We start from the raw sequence: 16,424 nt of genomic DNA on the forward strand, positions 1-16,424 counted from the left end.
GCGGGGGGGGGGGTGGGGGGGTTGTGGGCGCGCGTCCCGCCCCCCCCCCCCCCCCCCCCCCCCCCCGGGGGGGCCCCCCCCCCCCCCACCCCCACGGTGCGGCAGGTAACTGTTGACAGCGTGGGGATTTTTTTGTGTTCTCACTGGGTCTGCGGGTTCTCGCTCACCTCTTCGATTTCCTCTTGCCGGTCGGGTTTCGCACGGGGTGCGAGGGGGGGCCGTGCGCGGAGTGGTCTGGACCATTTGGGGTAGTGGGGGCGGGGGGAAGGTTGGGCTGGGTGGTGGTCTGAACCAGTTGGGGAATTGTTCACAATTCGTGACACCTGCTGTGAGAGGAGTCACATGCGTAAGCGTTTGCTGGGTCTGGCTTCGTTGACGGCTGCTGTGCTCGCCCTGCCGGTGGTGTTCGCCGGAGTGGCGTGGGGGCATGGGTACACGACTACGCCGGTGAGCCGGGCCTACAACTGCAAGACGGGTGCCGCGAAGAACTGCGGGCAGATTCAGTACGAACCGCAGAGCGTCGAGGGGCCCAAGGGGTTTCCTTCGCGCGGGCCCGCGGACGGCAAGATCTGTTCGGCCGGGCTCAGCCAGTTCGGACAGCTCAACGACCAGCGCAACGGCTCGTGGCCCGCGTCGAAGCTGACCAGCGGGGCCGACTACACGTTCAAGTGGACACTCACCGCGGCACACGCGACGACGAACTTCCGCTACTTCGTCACCAAGGACGGCTGGAACCCGAACGCGCCGCTGACCAGGGCCCAGCTCGAGCCGCAGCCGTTCCTCACGGTGCCGTTCGGCGGGAAGCGCCCGCCGAACGCGGTGTCGCACAACGGGAAGCTGCCCAGCGGTAAGAGCGGACGGCACATGATCCTGTCCGTCTGGGACATCGCCGACACCGGCAACGCGTTCTACCAGTGCGCCGACGTCGTCTTCTGACGGCACGACAGGGCGTCCGCCGAACCGGCGGGCGCTCGGCACGGTTTCGGGTCACTCGCCCGGTTCGACACCGATTTTCACCGTGCGTTCGCTGTTAGTTTGCCAGTTGCCACCTCATCAGGTGACTACCGCGAACGAGGGTGAGGCCCATGACCGAACTGACCCGACGCCGTCTGCTCGGCACCGCGGCGGGTGCCGCCGCCACCGCGGCCGCCGCCACACTGATGCCCCCGAACGTCCAGCGCGCGCTCGCCCAGGGCGCGCCGCGACACGGTTCGCTGCGCGACATCGAGCACGTCGTGCTGCTGATGCAGGAGAACCGGTCCTTCGACCACTACTTCGGCACGCTGTCCGGCGTACGCGGGTTCAACGACCCGAACGCCGCGAAGCTGCCGAACGGCAAGCCGGTGTTCTACCAGCCGGACTCGCAGAACCCGGCTGGCTACGCGCTGCCGTTCCACCTCGACACGCACGCCACCAACGCGCAGAAGATCCCGTCCACCTCGCACGCCTGGCAGGTCCAGCACGACGCCCTCAACGGCGGCAAAATGGACAACTGGCTGCCGGCGCACCGCAAGGCCGACGGCAAGAACGGCCCGTATGTCATGGGGTACCACACCCGGGCCGACCTGCCGTTCCAGTTCGCGCTGGCCGAGGCGTTCACCATCTGCGACGCCTACCACTGCTCGGTGCTCGGCCCGACGTGGCCGAACCGGATGATGTGGATGACCGGCACCATCGACCCCGACGGCGAGCACGGCGGGCCGATCCTCGACAACAAGGCCCCGGCGGGCGGGTACACCTGGACGACCTACGCCGAGCGGCTCCAGAAGGCCGGGGTCAGCTGGAAGGTGTACGAGCAGACCGACACCTACGGCTGCAACATGCTCGAGCAGTTCAAGAGCTTCCGGGACGCGCCGAAGGATTCGCCGTTGTACGTCAACGGGCTCACGCACCGGCCGGAGGGACAGTTCGAATACGACGCGCGGAACGGGAAGCTCCCGACCGTCTCGTGGATCATCTGCACCAGCACCGCGTCCGAGCACCCTGACTACACGCCTGCCGAGGGCGCCGCGTTCGTCGCCAGCAAGATCGACGCCATCGCGTCGAACCCGGACCTGTGGGCGAAGACCGTGTTCATCCTGAACTACGACGAGAACGACGGGCTGTTCGACCACGTCATCCCGCCGACCCCGGCCAAGGGCACGCCGCACGAGTTCGTCACCAAGACCTCGCCGGGCGGCACGAAGGGCAACGGCCTGCCGGTCGGCGCCGGATACCGCGTTCCCGCGATCATCATTTCGCCGTGGACCGCGGGTGGCTGGGTGTGCAGCGAGAACTTCGACCACACCTCGACGCTGCAGTTCCTGGAGAAGGTGACCGGGGTGCCGGAGCCGAACATCTCGGACTGGCGGCGGAAGACGTTCGGGGACCTGACCTCGGCGTTCCGCTTCGACGACCAGAAGGCGAAACCGCCCACGCTGCCGGACACCAGCGGCCCGTTGACGCTCTCACGCTACGAGCAGTCGCAGCTCCCGGCGCCGAAGTTCCCCGGTAAGGACCAGAAGCCGCCGACGCAGGAGCCGGGTCAGCGTCCCCACGTCCCGCGCAAGCCGCACTGATCCGTCGCCGGTCCGTGGGGGCCTCCCCAAGGGACCCAGAGTCCCTCAAGGAGGCCCCCACGGACCGTCGGGCATTACGCGGCGGGGGTCTTGAAGGGGTCGTGTTCGGCGAGCAGCTTGTCGAGCCGCGCCTGGTCGACGCGGGTGACCACGGAGTTCTCGTCCTGCCGGTCACGCACGCATTTGGCCAGCGTGAACGCCGAGGTGACCAGGTACAGCATGCCCAGCGCGAGGAAGCCGCGGACCCAGCCGTTCACCGGCAGGAACACGATCCCGGCGCTGACCGCGACCAGCGCGAGACCGAACGACAGCGCCGCCTGGGCGAAGAACGCCGCAGTGGTGGACGACGCGGAGGAGACGGTTTTTGTCATGCCCTCACGGTCGCCGACCGGCCCCGCGAAGTCTTGAGTACGACTACTCGACCACCGGTCTCGAACCGGACACGGCTCAGAGCTCGTAGACGTCCAGCACCGTCGGCGCCACCGGGCTCAGGTGCGCGTCGGGGCGTTCGTTGACCAGCCCGCGCGCCATCCGGTAAACGCGGAACTCGTTGTCGTGCTCGGTGTCCTGGTCGTCCCAGACGTGGAGCAGGCCGTACGAGCCCGCCGCCAGCTCGCCGACCCGGGTGAACAGCTCGAGCAGCCGCGGCCCGATCGTGCCGCCGTGCTTGTCGAGCCCGCCGAGGTGCAGCATCGGCATCCCCGCGCTCCAGCGCAGGTCCACCAGATCGACCATGTCGGCGTCACGGACGGCGCGATGTACTCGCTCGACGAGGCGCTCGAGCAGCGCGGCGTCGTCGTCCCCGCTCGCGGTCGCTTGGATCGTCACCCAGCCGTGGTATTCGAACACGTCGATGAAGGTAGCAGCGGACCTGGGCTTTCCGGGGCGCGGGCGGTCAGCGGGCCAGTGCGATCGGGGAACCGTTGCGGCGCAACACGTTCTTGAACACGCCCTCGCCGTGCCGCCCGAACGCGGTCAGCAGCGGCTCGCCGAACACGCACAGCGTCCGCTCCCACGGATGCCCGAGCGTGCCGAAGCGGAAGTCCTCGGCGAGGAACATGTGGTAGTCGACGCGGGGGAAGACCGGCACGGTCCAGTTGTCGGCGGCGGCCATCCGGTGCGGCCAGAACCGGTAGGACTGGTGCTGCCAGTGCAGCACCCACACCCACTCGTCGGGCCGCACGGACTCCTTCAGCGCCGCGAGCGCGACGTCAGCGGCTTCGCGCTCCTCGACGGCGTACGGGCCTAGACGGAACTCGGCGGACGCGCGGTCGAGGTCTCCCGGCGAGAGGTCCCACGTCTTGGACGGCGAGGGCTCGCGAAAGCCCGGCCAGGCGTGGGAGAACACGCTCGGCGTGAACCCGAGCTCGTCGTAGACCCAGTACCAGGCGGGCTCGTCGGCGACGCGGGAGAGGGGTTCCCAGGCAGCGTTCACATTCGACCTCGAAGCTTTCGGCCGGTTCAAGACTGCGGAAAGCTTCGTGTTCGAGGCCGAGATTGTCCAGTCCGGCTCCCGTCCCGCGCGAAATCCGTCACCCGTCCGGGTGCACCTCGCACGGTGACGGCCATTCCCCGATCGGTGCGTCGTACGAGTAAATCTCCAGCCAGGACAGGTAGCCGCCATCGACGAGCAGCAGGATGCCGCCGCGCGGCGTTCCGTCCGCGGCTTCGACCCGCGCCGCCGCGAACTCCCGCCGCGGCGACTCGACCGGCGCCACCTCGCCCGTGGCGACGTGCAGGTGCACGGTCGCGCAGCCGCATTCGCAGCCCGGCGACATGCGGGCGTGCGGCAGCTGCGCGCGGAGCCCGGCCGCGACCGGGTCGTCCGCGGGCAGCAGCCGATCGAGGACCGCCAGTACCTCGCGGCTCAGCGGGACCGGCACGGCACCTCCAGGGCTAGGCGGCGTTCCACAGGGTCATGAACGCCGTGGCCTCGCTCTGCGCCCATGGCCGCAGCCGGGCGCGATCGCGGGGACTCAGCATGAACTCCTTCGACCGCCGGACGTCGATGACCAGTGCTTCACCGCCCGGCAGCAGATCCGGCATCGCCTTCTCCATCAGCCAGAGTGCCAGCAGCGCGGCGTCCCTGGTGAGCGGCTCCTCCTTGAAGTACAGCCAGGTCGCGAACCGGCGGCCGTTGCTCTTGCGCAGCCCGAGCTGCGGGCTGATGCCGATCTCCAGCTCGCCGAGCGCACAGCGGGCCCGGCCGACCTCCACCAGCCGGGGATTGCGCCGCCCCAGGTACCGCAGCCACCCCTCGGCGATGGCGGCGTAGTGCGGCTTCGTGCGGTCGTCGGCGGAGTTGACCAGCGCACGCAGGGCCACCTCGTCCTGCCCGGCCGCGCGCCCAGCCCGGACGGCGTTCGCCGCGCGACGGTAGTAGTTGAACGCGGCCCGCGCCGGGTCCTCGTACAGCCGGCGCTGACGGCGGACGAACGAGGACCGGGCCGGACCAGAACTCGCGCTGTAGCCCACGAAGGTGGGCAGGGTGATGTAAGCCATGAGGCCGCCTTTCGCCGCTTCGCCACCCGGCGCCCTGGTTGACCGCCGAGCGACATCTCCCCTGGACAACGCCAATTTTAGAACATACGTACGACAGTTTCGGCGGCCTTGCGGGTGACGCGACGAGGTCTTTCCGGCGTCACTCCTCGGCGATCCAGCGGAGGATCTCGCGAGCGGTGCGGGCCGGGGCTTCCCGCGGGACGAAGTGGCCGACGCCGTCGATCACGAGGCGCTGATAACGCTCGCCGAACAGCTCGGCCTTGCCCTCGCTGGTGGCGGGCAGATTGTCGCGGTCGTCGGCGCCGTGCAGCACCAGCGTGGGCACCCGGACAGCGGGGACCTCGGCGAGCCGCTCCTCGATGTCCTCGTACGCCGGGTCACCGGCCATCTCGCCCCAGCGGTGCAGGTACGCGCTGACGGTGATGTCCGGCCAGTCGTCGTTGTCCCAGGCGCGGGCGGCCGCGTCGAACTCGGCGTCGGTGAAGTCCCAGCCCGGTGACCAGCTCTCCCAGAGGTACCGGCTGAACCCGCGCCGGTCCGTGCGCATGGTTTCCCTGCCCCGGCACGTCGCGACGAACCACTCGTACCAGTACGCGTGGGCGAGCGGATAGGGCAGCGGCGCGTGCGGACCGCTCGCCCCGTGTCCCGCCGACATCGCGACCAGCGACCGCACCCGATCGGGGAACAAGGCGCCCACGACGTATCCGGCTCGCGCGCCCCAGTCGTGTCCGGCGATGACGACGTCGTCGAGTTCGAGGGCGTCGAGGAAGTCACGAAGATCCGCGCCGAGCGCGCCGGCCTGCCCGCTGCGGGGTTTGCCGTCCGAACGGAACCGGGTCGGGCCGAAGCCGCGCAGATGCGGCCGGTACACACGGAAACCCTCGGCGGCCAGCACCGGCACGACCCCGTCCCAGCAGTGCACGTCGTCCGGCCAGCCGTGCACCGCCACCACGGCCTGGCCGTCGGCCGGACCGTCCACTTCGTACCCGATCACCAGATCGGCCGTCGTCACGAACTCCGTCATGTCGTCGGCCTACCCGAGGGGAAAACGACGCAAACCGGCGGTCAGCCGTCTCGCGGCGGCCACGTTCCGGCGAGCAGGACACGGGCCTGCTGAAGCAACTGGTCCTCGCAGAACGACGTCGGCGTGACGTCGGTCGGGATCCACGTTTCGAGCATCGCCGCCCAGCGGACCAGCTCGCGCAGCGCGGCCGGATCGCCGAGCCGTTCGCTCGACGCGCGCAGCAGCCTGCCGCCCGACAACGGGGTGAGGCCGCCTTGGACCAGGTCGTGCAGATGGTCGCGGACGAGCGCCCACTCGCCGGCGTTCGCCGCAGTCATGGGTACAGCTTGTCAGTGCACGGTGAACGTCACGAGGTCCGCCGACTCGGTCCTGGTGAGACGCAGGGTGTCGACGGGGCGCTTGAGAACGTCAGCGGACGGGCCCGCCGCCTTCAGCACGACGACCTTCCGGATGCCGTACTTCTGCAGCACCGCGATGCTGTGCGCGTCCGGGAAGGTCTTCGAGGCCGCGACGATTTCCTCGTACTGCGGCGGAAAGTTGCCGGAGTAGCCGTTGGCCAGCTTCGGGAATCCGTCGGTGGACCACAGCAGGTAGGTGTACTCGCTGAACGTGTCAGGCGACAGGCTCACCGGCAGGACGAGCATCGGCTCCCGCGACTGTGTGAAGGCCTGATGGAGGTCCGGGGGTATCTCGGGCGGCGTCACGCGGGGCTGACTCGGGACGCCTTCGAGCAACGCCCCGAGCGCGGGCAGGAGCAACAGGAACGCGACCAGTCGCTTTCGCCAGGCGGGCGGCGTCGGCGAGCGCTCGGCCCACAGCTGGCCGAAGCGGGTGACCGCCCCTGCCGCGAGCAGCGCGAGCAGGAGACTCACCCAGAGGATGAGCCGTCCTGGCGTACGAAGAGCCTCCCAGCCGGGAAGGTACTTCCACAGCAGGAGATAGGTGAACTCGCCGCCGAAGAACGTCGTGCCGAGCGAGAAGATCGTCAGGACCGCCGTCGCGATACCGAGGCCGGCCCGAACCCGGACCGGCCAGGCGCTCACCACCAGTCCCACCACCGCGAGCACCAGCACGACCAGCCCGGGGAACAGCAGTTTCTCCGCCGCGCCCGGTTCGCCGATCCAGGAGTGGTCGAGCACGCCTTCGTGCCACATGTTGAACGGGGTGCCACGCCACACCGAGGTCTGGTTGGACGCGGTGAGCAGTCCCTCCGGCGGCGGGGAAAGCAGTTCGAGATCGTGCACCGACCTCGTGAACCGGTAGCTGTCGACGACCCGCAGGTACGGCCGTGTCAGGAGGTAGGTGACGACGAGGAAGACCACGATCCCGGCGCCGTCGGCGAGGTGGACGCGGCGGCCGAGTTCGCGCCGCTTCACCACTCCCGCCACGACGATCACCAGGCCGACCAGGCCCATTAGGTAGACGAACGGGATGCCGACGGTGAACCCGAGGGTGACCTGCCAGGTGGCCAGCAGCCAGCCGGCGAGCGCCCACCACGGCCGGGCCCGCTCCGGCCGCAGCCCGTGCCGGAACGAGAACCCGTGGCCGCGGGCCAGCGCGAACAACGCCAGCGCGATCCCGCCGGTGGAGAGAATGTTGAGGTGACTGGCGTGGGCGAGCCGCCAGGGCGCCCAGGCGAACACCACCCCGGCCAGTGCCGAGGCCTGCCAGCTTCCGCCCAGCTGCCGCGTCAGCAGATAGCAGCCGATGAACGCGAGCGCGCAGGCCAGGACGTACGCGATGTTGTAGCGCACGACAGCGGCGGTCGGTCCGTCGCCGAAGAGGCTGAGCGGCAGGTAACCGAGAAGGGTGTCGGAGAAGGCGAAGTTGTCCGGCGCCGGGAAGAACATGTTGGCGGTCCAGAACTCGCCGCCCCCGGTGAGAAACCGGTGCTGCCACGCCATTTCCCAGATCTGCAGGAACGGGTCGCCGATGCCGCCGAGCACCGCCGACCCGGGACGCACGACGATCTGCCCGTTGAACCCCAGCGAGATCGCCAGCCCGGCGAGGACGACGAGCACACCTTCCCTACCGGACCGGCGCGCTCCCCCGCCGGACGTCCGCCCGCGGGCAGGCATTGCGATGCTCAAGGAACTCCCTGCGCGTACCGAGGACGTTGCGCAGGGCGCACCCTACCGGGAGATCAGGCCGCCTTGGTGGCCGATCACCGAATATGGCCGGTTCATGTCACTTGTCCACGACACCGAGGCCTATGGGGCAGCTCACCCCGTACCGCTACTGTCGGCGCTCCGACCGGTCATCGCCCTCACTCCCGGGGAGTGCTGGTGAACGCCGTCCAGAGGTCGACAGCTTGTTCGAGATCAAGTGCGGCGACCTTCTCCGGAGGCACGCCCGCAGTGTAGATGAGCCGCTGCGCCAGCCAATCCGGCACGGGCTCACCCCTCGGTTCCTCCTCGACGACGACACCTCCCGCCAACCGGCCGAGCCGCTCGATCACCTCCGCAAGACGTCGGAGATCAGGGCTTTCGCCAGCGGCGTCGGCTACTCGAGAAGTCGCCTCCGCGTAGACCTCGGCATCCGATCTCGCGCCCACGCACCAGATCTCACAAATCTCGACCGTGCCGTCCTCGGTCAGGCGATACACGATGCGCCAGTGGTTACGACCCACCACCAACTTGCGAAAGCCTGTCAGCGGGCCACCCAACGGGTGACCCGCTTCCGGATCGTCACGCAAGATCTGAGCCTTTTTGAGAACCTTGGGCACCACATCGGGCCCAAGCCGCCGCAGGTCGCCAATGGCCGCGTCGGTGAAAACGACTTTCGCCATGGAGCTACTCGTCGTCCTCCACAGCGGCGAGCGACTCTCGCGTGTGCCCGAATGCGGTCATCACGTCGTCAAGACTGGTACGCCGCCCCGAATCACTGACCGAGCGAGCGAGCACCAGAGCCAGATCCCGAAGATCCGCGGCCGCCTCGTCGATTTCGGCAAGGCGGCGGACACTGACTACCGCGGCCACCGGCTTGTGATGACGGGTGACGACGAGGACATCACCCTGCTCGGCATCGGCAACCAGGCCGGCTACACCGCGCCTGGTTGCCTCCGTGACCGTGAACTCGGGAGCATCCTGGAGAGCAGTCATGCCAAAACTATACAGAAATCTATACAGATTTGTCGAGTGGTGCGCGAGGGGTTAGCGGACTTCGCTGTCGCCGTGCGTCAGTCCGATGGGACGTTCAGGCCGATGGGGCAGCTCACGCCGGTACCGCCGAGACCGCAGTAGCCGTTGGGGTTCTTGGCGTCCGAGAGGTACTGCTGGTGGTACTCCTCGGCGTAGTAGAACTCGCCCAGCGGCGCCAGCTCGGTGGTGATCGTCCCGTGCCCGGACGCGGTGAGCGCCGCCTGGAACGCCTCGCGGGACGTCTCGGCCGTCGCCTTCTGCTCGTCGTCGGTGTAGTAGATCGCCGAGCGGTACTGGGTGCCGAGGTCGTTGCCCTGGCGCATGCCCTGCGTCGGGTCGTGGCCCTCCCAGAAGGTCTTCAGCAGCGTCTCGTAGGACACCTGGACCGGGTCGAACACGACGAGCACGACCTCGGCGTGCCCGGTCTGTCCACTGCAGACCTCCTCGTACGTCGGGTTCGGCGTGTGACCGCCCGCGTAGCCGACGGCGGTGGAGTACACCCCCGGCGTCTGCCAGAAGATCCGCTCGGCGCCCCAGAAGCAGCCGAGCCCGAACACCGCCGTGCGCAGCCCTTCCGGGAACGGCGGGGTGATCCGCCGGTCGGTGAAGACCGCGTGCACGCCGGACACCGTCATCGGCTCCGCCCGACCGGGCAGGGCCTCGTCCGCACCCACGATTTGCGTCTTGTCTCGCCCGAACCACGACATACCTCAACTGTACGCAGTTCGCCGGGGCACGGGCCGGTGCCGGAACACCGTCCATTCCCGGCGACCCGCAGGTGTACGGACAGTACGCATGTCACACTGGTGCCCCATACGGGTGGCAGGGGGTGCGGGATGAGCTGGCAGGACGAGCTGCGCAGGCTGGACGCGGAGCTGGCCGCCGGCCGCCTCGGCCCGGCCGAGCACCGCAGGCTGCGCGACGACCTGCTCGCCGAGGCCTCCGGGCGGACCGTGCCCTCGCCGGTCGCGTCGCCGCTGCGGCATCCGGGGAACACCTGGCACAGCACCAACCCGGCCGCTCCGCCGCCCGAGGCCCGGCCGTGGCCACCGGCGCCGCCGCACCAGCAGGCCCCGGCACAGCCGCCGTCCCAGCCGACGCCCGTCCAGCAGCCCCCGTCGCAACCGACGCCCGCGCAGCCGCCGCTGTCCCAGCCCACCCCGGCGCAGCCGGATCTGACCCGTCCGGTGCCCGCCCAGTCGGTCCCGCCGATGACGATGCCGCTGCGGTCCTCCGGCCACAACGGCCTGGCCTACGGCACCGACCGGCCGACCACCGCGCCCAGCCCTGCCGACGTCAACCCGACCCAGTACCTGCGGGTCGACGGCACTCCCGCGCAGATCAGGCGGGACACCAGCCCGCTGCCGAGCCGGTTCCCGCCGCTGGTCCCCGAGCCGGCAGGCGCCGGGAGCGAGAACCGCTGGGACGAGGAACCGGCGGCACCGAAGCGGTCCCGCGGGCTGCCGACGTGGTTGTTCCTCTCCGCCGGTGTGCTGCTGGTGCTCGCGCTGATCATCGGCGGCATGTGGTGGCTCGGCAGGCCCGCCGGCACCGACACGGCGTCGAGCACCGCGCCGACCGGCAGCAACGCCAACGCCGCGACGGGCAGCAGCATCGAGGACAGGCTCCCGATCCTCCCCGGCACGCTGAACCCGAACAACTCGACGATGTCGGTCACCAAGGGGCTCGAGACGGGCCTCTACCCCAACCAAACCGCCGAGACCCTGACGAAGAACGGCGCGAGCGAGGTCATCTTCCGCGGTTCGGCCGACGGCCAGTCCAGCTACCTGCTGCTGGTGATCCCGACCAGCGGGCCGACCGGGGCCAAGGCGGTCGTCGACACGCTGCTGCAGAACGCCGTCGCGGGCGGGTTCACCCAGGTCCCCTCCGAGCAGCTGAAGATCGTCACCGGGTTCGACGGCAAGAGCATGCTCAAGACGACGTGGTACGCCTCGGGCGGCACCGTCGTCTACTTCGGCGCCGGTTACCCGAAGGCGTCGGACTCGCCCGAGATCGTCGCACGTCAGGACCGGGTACTGGACTCGGTGAAGAAGGTCCTGCCCCCTGGCTGAGACGCCGTCACCCGGGCAGGTCACGATTCGACCCTCTGGGAGGGGCCCGGGGACGCTGAGTGCACAATGTGGGGGGTCTGTGCGGCTCAGGGCGCCGGCTCGAGGCGCTTCGTGAGAGAAGGGGGCCGGGTTTGTCCTGGCAAGAAGAACTTCGCCGGTTGGACGAAGAGCTGGCCGCGGGCCAGATCTCGGCCGATGACTACCGGGTCCGGCGGGACAACGTGCTGTCCTCGGCGGTCAGCTACGACCCCCAGGGTACCCCGCAGCAGACGCCCGGGCAGGCGGACAGCACCCAGATCATCGCCCCGGTCGGCGGGCAGCCGCAGCAGGGCGCTCCCCAGGCCGGCCCGCCGCAGCAGCAGGCTCAGCAACCGCAGCAGCAGGGGCCCACCGCGGACCGGACCCAGATCGTCAACGTGCCGGACAGCGCCGAGCGCACCCAGGCCGTCGGCCAGGGCGCCTGGCAGGCCAACGCCGGTGAGGCGGAGCGGACCCAGGTCGTCCCGGGCGTCCCGTCCCCGCAGGGCGGCTTCCCCGCGCCGAACTCCGGTGGCTTCCCCGCCCAGCAGCAGCCGTACCAGCAGCAACAGCACCCGCAGCAGCCACCGCAGGCGCCGTGGAACGCACCGAGCGGCGACAGCGTCCCGCCGTGGGGCGGCTCGGACTTCCCGCCACTGTCCTCGACCGACCACAGCTGGGTCGGCCAGGGCCCGGAGCCATTCGAGACGAAGCCCTCGAAGGGCAAGGGCAAGATCATCGGCATCGCGGTCGCGGTGGTCGTGGTCATCGCCCTCGGCGTCGGCGCCTTCTTCGTCTTCGGCAACAACGGCGACAACACCGCCCAGCCGCCGGCCGGCCCGACCAAGAGCGCGCCCCCGGCCCCGCCCGCGCCGAAGGACGACCTGGAGATCGCGAAGCTGCCCGGCACGCTCAAGGAGAAGACGGACTACCCGTCGTTCGGCGACCTCGCGCCGCGGAAGGTCCTGACCGACGACGAGAGCGACGCGTACAAGGCCGCGGACGCCAGCAAGGCCCGGCTCGCCGTCTCGAACCTCCCGTCCGAGGTCCACGCGGTCGTGCTGACCGCCCAGACCTCGTCGCCGGCCGCCGCCCGCACCGCCGCCGACAAGCTCGCGCAGCTGCAGATCAAGTTCAAGATGCAGACCTACAGCGGCACCGTGCCGCCGGGCGTCGACATCGTGCAGCTGGCCGGGCAGAACGGCGGCCCGTCCCTGATCCGGGCGCACTACGTCTACCGGAACACCGTCGTCCGCGTGCAAGTCGACGGCGCCGACCTCGCGTCGATCAGCAGCGTGTTCGACGAGATCCTCGCCGGGCAGCTGAAGGTGCTGCCGGCCAACACCTGACGTGTCCGGTAGCAAGCTCGGGGGGAAAAGCTTGCCGGACCGTCCGTACCGGAGCGCGGCCTGCACCGTGCTCACCCGGAGCAGGCTGGCCGCCGGTCGCGTGCTCGCCGAGAGCTATCTCGAGCACCATCCGGGCCACGCATTCGTCGTCCTCGTGGTCGACGGCCCGCCGGAGGGGACCTCGGGTCCCGCCGGGTCCCGGGTCGTCGGCCCCGAGTGGCTCGACCTCGATTCCGACGAGTACCTGCGGCTCGCGACGTCCCACGCGGCCGACGGGCTGCTCGACGCGGTCAAGCCGATGGCGCTACGGAAACTCCTCGAAGACTTCGACGTCGCCGTGCTGCTCGCGCCGGAGATCGACGTCCACGCGTCCTTCGCCGACATCACCGCGCTCGCCGTCGAACACGACCTCGTCGTGACGCCTTCGGTGCTCACCCCGTTCCCGCAGGACGAGCGCAAACCCAGCGAGGTGCCGGGGATCTTCGACGGGTTCCTCGCCGCGGGCCGCGGCGCCCGTAGATTTCTCGACCTGTGGGCCGAGCGGGCCCAGTGCCGCAAACCCCGCGCGCGCGTCCGGCACTGGTTCGACCTGGTCGCCGGGCTCTTCCCGCACACGATCGTCCGCGATCCCGGCCTCGCCCTCGGCTACTGGAACCTGCACGAGCGGGCACTGGACGACACACCGCCGAAGTTCGTGGCCTTCCGCGGTTACGACCCCGAAACCCCGTGGCTGCTGAGCGCGGACACGCCCGAGCGACCCCGCGTGACACTGTCCGCGAATCCGTCACTCAGGCGGCTGTGCGACGCCTACCGCGAGAAGCTCTTGGCCGCCGGACACGGTGAAGACGTGCCTTATGGCTTCGCGGAGCTGCCGGACGGGACCCCGATCACCCCGCAGATGCGGCAGCTCTTCCACGCCGCGTGGGTGAAGACGGACGAGGACCCGTTCGGTCAATCCGCCGAGGAAGCGCCGCCGCATCCCTTCGGTGACGACGGCGGAAAGGCTTTCCAGGACTGGCTTTCCGCGCCCGCCACCCCGCTCGAAAAGACGGCCGGGTTCAGCAGGCTGACCATGCGGGTATGGGCGACACGCGTCGATCTGCAGGCCGTGTTCGCGCACCCGACGGGCCGGGACGCGCCGGGTTTCCGGCAGTGGTGCTCGACCCACGGCGTCGACGAGGGTCTCGTGCCGCACTGGGCGGTACCCGCCGAACCGGCCACGCCCACCGCCCCGGTCGACGAGTTCGGCGTCAACGTCGCCGGGTATCTGACCGCGGAACTCGGCCTCGGCGAGATGGGCCGGATCGTGCACCGCGTGGTGCGGGACTCCGGCATCCCGATGGTGTCCGTGGTCGAGAAGCGGTCGCTGGCGCGTTCGGTCCGGACCACGGCGCTGGCCGATCCGGACACCGTCGGCGATCCGAAGTTCCCGCTGAGCCTCCTCGCGGTGAACTCCGATTTCGCCGAGCTGCTGCTGAACAGCCACCCCGACGTCGGCCACGAGCGGTACCGGATCGGCCTGTGGGCGTGGGAACTCGAGGACTTCCCGGAGTCCATGCGGGACGGTTTCGCGTTCGTGGACGAGGTGTGGACGCCGAGCGAGTTCGCGACCAAGGCGATCGCCGAGCACGCCCCGGTCCCGGTGAAGACCATCCCGCTGCCCGTCCCCGACCCCGGCCCGGTCTCCCGTCCGGCACGCGAACCGGGCGCGCCCGTCCGGTTCCTGTTCGCCTTCGACTTCAACAGCACGGGCGGCCGCAAGAACCCGTGGGGTGTGGTGACCGCCTTCCAGCGCGCGTTCCCCGGCCGCGACGACGTCCGGCTGGTCATCAAGGCCACCAACGGACATCTGCACGCGGCCCCCGTGGAACGGCTGCGCTACGCGATCGGTGACGACACGCGGATCGAACTGTGGGAGCGCTACCTCAGCGTCGAAGAGCTCAACGCGCTGTACACCGCAAGTGACGCGTACGTCTCCCTGCATCGCAGTGAAGGCTTCGGGCTGACCGTCGCGGAGGCGATGATCCGGGGACTCCCGGTGATCGCGACGGATTATTCGAGCACGACGGAGTTCTTCGGCGCCGACGTCGGCTGGCCGATCCCGTACGAACTGGTCGAGGTCGGCCCCGGCTGGGTGCCCTACCAGGAGGACGGCCACTGGGCCGAGCCCGACCTGGACGCGGCGGCCGCGGCGATGTGTGAGGTCGCCGACAATCCGGCCGAAGCCCGGCGGCGCGGCGCGGCGGCACGCGACCATCTCCTGCGCACCCGGTCGATGGACATCGCGACGGCGTGGGTGCGCGAGCACCTGGAGGAGGCGTACCGCACCTGGCGGGCCCGCCGGGAGCCCGCACCGGCGCCACCACCGCCGCCCCCGCCGAGCCCGCTCCGCAGGGCGCTGCGGCCGGTGGCCAGGGTCGTCCGCCGTGCGGGCGTGTTCGCGAACCGCAGACACGACACGGGAGCGACGGCATGACGACGAAGAACGAAAAGCCGTCGCCGCTGCCCCCGGTGTACGAGGCCTGGCTGCCTCGCGAGCACTCGCTCTACCGGCCGAGACACGCGCGCAGACAGACCATCGCGCTGGCGTGCGCGGTCATCTTCTTCGCGACCCCGCTGATCACGTTCGCCTTCGGCGCCCGGCCGAGCGAGTTCGAGAACCGGGCACTGACCCCCTTCCCCAGCCCCGGCCAGGGCTGGTCGTTCTTCACCCAGCTGTCCGCGTGGGCCACCGATCACCTGATGTTCCGTGAGCAGGCCGTGCACGCCGCCGACGGCATCAGCCGCGGCGTCTTCGGCGAACCGCCGCCGCTGAACCACGAAAGCCAGCAGGGCCCGCTGCAGTCCCCGCCGGTCAAGACCGATCCCCGCCAGTTCCCCTCGATCATCGAGGGCAAGAACGGCTGGCTCTACCTCGGCGACGAGGTGTCGAGCCACTGCGCGCAGGCCCATCCGCTGGCCGACACGTTCGGCAAGCTGCAGCGGCTCAAGGAGGGCATCGAGGCTTCGGGCCGTCAGCTCGTCGTGGTGGTCGCGCCGGACAAGGCGACCGTGGTGCCGGAGAACCTGCCCGACGCCTACATCGGCAAGGACTGCCACACCGCGATGGCCGCCGAGTTCTGGCGGATGGTCGACGCCCGGCAGGACTACATGCTCGATCTGCGCGGCCAGATCACGGGCTGGGGCGCGAACAAGGGCGCGCCGATCTACGGGCCCCAGGACGCGCACTGGTCCGACGAGGGCGCGGTGATCATGGCGCGGTCGGTGGCCGAGAAGCTGCGGCCGGGTATCAGCGCGACGTGGAAGGTCACGCCCACCGCGGCCTGGCAGGTCCCCGCCGACCTGCCCCCGCTCATCGGCCGGTCCGGCACGACCAGCGGCACCCACTACGCGCTCATGCCGGACGGCACCCAGGACATGACGCGCCCGACCCCGCCGGACTACACGACGCCGCTGCACCTCGACACCGCGTCCGGCCCCGGCACCTACGGGCTGAACGTCGCCCTGCTCGGCGACTCCTTCACCATCCGGACGCTGCCGTACCTGGCGGCATCGTTCCGTAACCTCACCGCGCTGCACGCCAGCACCGCCGACCACGACCAGGGCGCTGCCGCGAGCGCGGTGCTGGCCCCCAGTAATGTCGTGGTTCTCGAACTGGCCGAACGCTCGCTGGTGCGGGGAACCGTGGCACTCCTCGACAAACCGGGCCTGGACAACATCCTCGGCCGGCTCCCCCGCTGATCGATCCGGAAAGAACACCA

Annotated in this window: 17 protein-coding genes; 6 read left to right on the plus strand and 11 right to left on the minus strand. The window is 70.0% G+C overall.

Annotated features, from left to right (window positions below):
* The first annotated feature begins 342 nt into the window (after positions 1–342).
* Complete coding sequence (locus tag ACFWX1_RS14245) at positions 343–936, plus strand: lytic polysaccharide monooxygenase (protein ID WP_378387240.1); 594 nt, start codon at positions 343–345, stop codon at positions 934–936.
* Positions 937–1,085: 149 nt separating this feature from the next.
* A complete protein-coding gene (locus tag ACFWX1_RS14250; RefSeq protein WP_378387242.1) occupies positions 1,086–2,558 on the plus strand; it encodes a phosphocholine-specific phospholipase C in 1,473 nt (490 codons plus the stop codon).
* Positions 2,559–2,632: 74 nt separating this feature from the next.
* Here ACFWX1_RS14250 and ACFWX1_RS14255 read toward each other — a convergent pair whose 3' ends face one another.
* From ACFWX1_RS14255 to msrA, 11 genes are all read right to left on the minus strand, one after another.
* On the minus strand, positions 2,633–2,929 hold the full coding sequence (locus tag ACFWX1_RS14255; RefSeq protein WP_378325907.1) for a YiaA/YiaB family inner membrane protein: 297 nt from the start codon (positions 2,927–2,929) through the stop codon (positions 2,633–2,635).
* Between the two features lie 76 nt (positions 2,930–3,005).
* Positions 3,006–3,407 (minus strand): immunity 7 family protein, encoded by a 402-nt coding sequence (locus tag ACFWX1_RS14260; RefSeq protein ID WP_378387244.1) that lies wholly within the window; start codon positions 3,405–3,407, stop codon positions 3,006–3,008.
* 46 nt (positions 3,408–3,453) lie between these two features.
* On the minus strand, positions 3,454–3,993 hold the full coding sequence (locus tag ACFWX1_RS14265) for a DUF2716 domain-containing protein (protein WP_378387245.1): 540 nt from the start codon (positions 3,991–3,993) through the stop codon (positions 3,454–3,456).
* A gap of 97 nt (positions 3,994–4,090) precedes the next feature.
* Positions 4,091–4,441, minus strand: a complete 351-nt coding sequence (locus ACFWX1_RS14270) for a hypothetical protein (RefSeq protein ID WP_378387247.1) — start codon at positions 4,439–4,441, stop codon at positions 4,091–4,093.
* Positions 4,442–4,454: 13 nt separating this feature from the next.
* Entirely contained in the window at positions 4,455–5,060 is a 606-nt protein-coding gene (locus ACFWX1_RS14275; RefSeq protein WP_378387249.1) for a hypothetical protein, read from the minus strand.
* Positions 5,061–5,199: 139 nt separating this feature from the next.
* Positions 5,200–6,084: an alpha/beta fold hydrolase gene (locus tag ACFWX1_RS14280; RefSeq protein WP_378387250.1), complete on the minus strand. Its 885-nt coding sequence runs from the start codon at positions 6,082–6,084 to the stop codon at positions 5,200–5,202.
* 41 nt (positions 6,085–6,125) lie between these two features.
* Entirely contained in the window at positions 6,126–6,401 is a 276-nt protein-coding gene (locus ACFWX1_RS14285; RefSeq protein WP_378387252.1) for a hypothetical protein, read from the minus strand.
* A gap of 12 nt (positions 6,402–6,413) precedes the next feature.
* Entirely contained in the window at positions 6,414–8,174 is a 1,761-nt protein-coding gene (locus ACFWX1_RS14290) for a hypothetical protein (RefSeq protein WP_378387254.1), read from the minus strand.
* Positions 8,175–8,350: 176 nt separating this feature from the next.
* Complete coding sequence (locus ACFWX1_RS14295; protein ID WP_378387256.1) at positions 8,351–8,872, minus strand: type II toxin-antitoxin system RelE/ParE family toxin; 522 nt, start codon at positions 8,870–8,872, stop codon at positions 8,351–8,353.
* A 4-nt stretch (positions 8,873–8,876) separates the two neighbouring features.
* Positions 8,877–9,185, minus strand: a complete 309-nt coding sequence (locus ACFWX1_RS14300) for a type II toxin-antitoxin system prevent-host-death family antitoxin (protein WP_378387258.1) — start codon at positions 9,183–9,185, stop codon at positions 8,877–8,879.
* A 77-nt stretch (positions 9,186–9,262) separates the two neighbouring features.
* On the minus strand, positions 9,263–9,931 hold the full coding sequence (gene msrA / locus ACFWX1_RS14305; protein WP_378387260.1) for a peptide-methionine (S)-S-oxide reductase MsrA: 669 nt from the start codon (positions 9,929–9,931) through the stop codon (positions 9,263–9,265).
* A 129-nt stretch (positions 9,932–10,060) separates the two neighbouring features.
* On the opposite strand from msrA, the gene ACFWX1_RS14310 reads away from it, so the two are divergent.
* From ACFWX1_RS14310 to ACFWX1_RS14325, 4 genes are all read left to right on the plus strand, one after another.
* Complete coding sequence (locus tag ACFWX1_RS14310) at positions 10,061–11,296, plus strand: hypothetical protein (RefSeq protein ID WP_378387262.1); 1,236 nt, start codon at positions 10,061–10,063, stop codon at positions 11,294–11,296.
* A gap of 131 nt (positions 11,297–11,427) precedes the next feature.
* Positions 11,428–12,663, plus strand: coding sequence for a hypothetical protein (locus ACFWX1_RS14315; protein WP_378387264.1), 1,236 nt, complete (start codon positions 11,428–11,430; stop codon positions 12,661–12,663).
* Between the two features lie 31 nt (positions 12,664–12,694).
* Entirely contained in the window at positions 12,695–15,139 is a 2,445-nt protein-coding gene (locus ACFWX1_RS14320; RefSeq protein ID WP_378387266.1) for a glycosyltransferase, read from the plus strand.
* Positions 15,136–16,404: a hypothetical protein gene (locus ACFWX1_RS14325; RefSeq protein WP_378387268.1), complete on the plus strand. Its 1,269-nt coding sequence runs from the start codon at positions 15,136–15,138 to the stop codon at positions 16,402–16,404. The genes ACFWX1_RS14320 and ACFWX1_RS14325 overlap by 4 nt, the downstream gene beginning before the upstream one ends.
* Positions 16,405–16,424 lie beyond the last annotated feature (20 nt).

Source organism: Amycolatopsis sp. NPDC059021 (assembly GCF_042739895.1).
In the GTDB taxonomy this organism is placed as follows: Bacteria; Actinomycetota; Actinomycetes; order Mycobacteriales; family Pseudonocardiaceae; genus Amycolatopsis.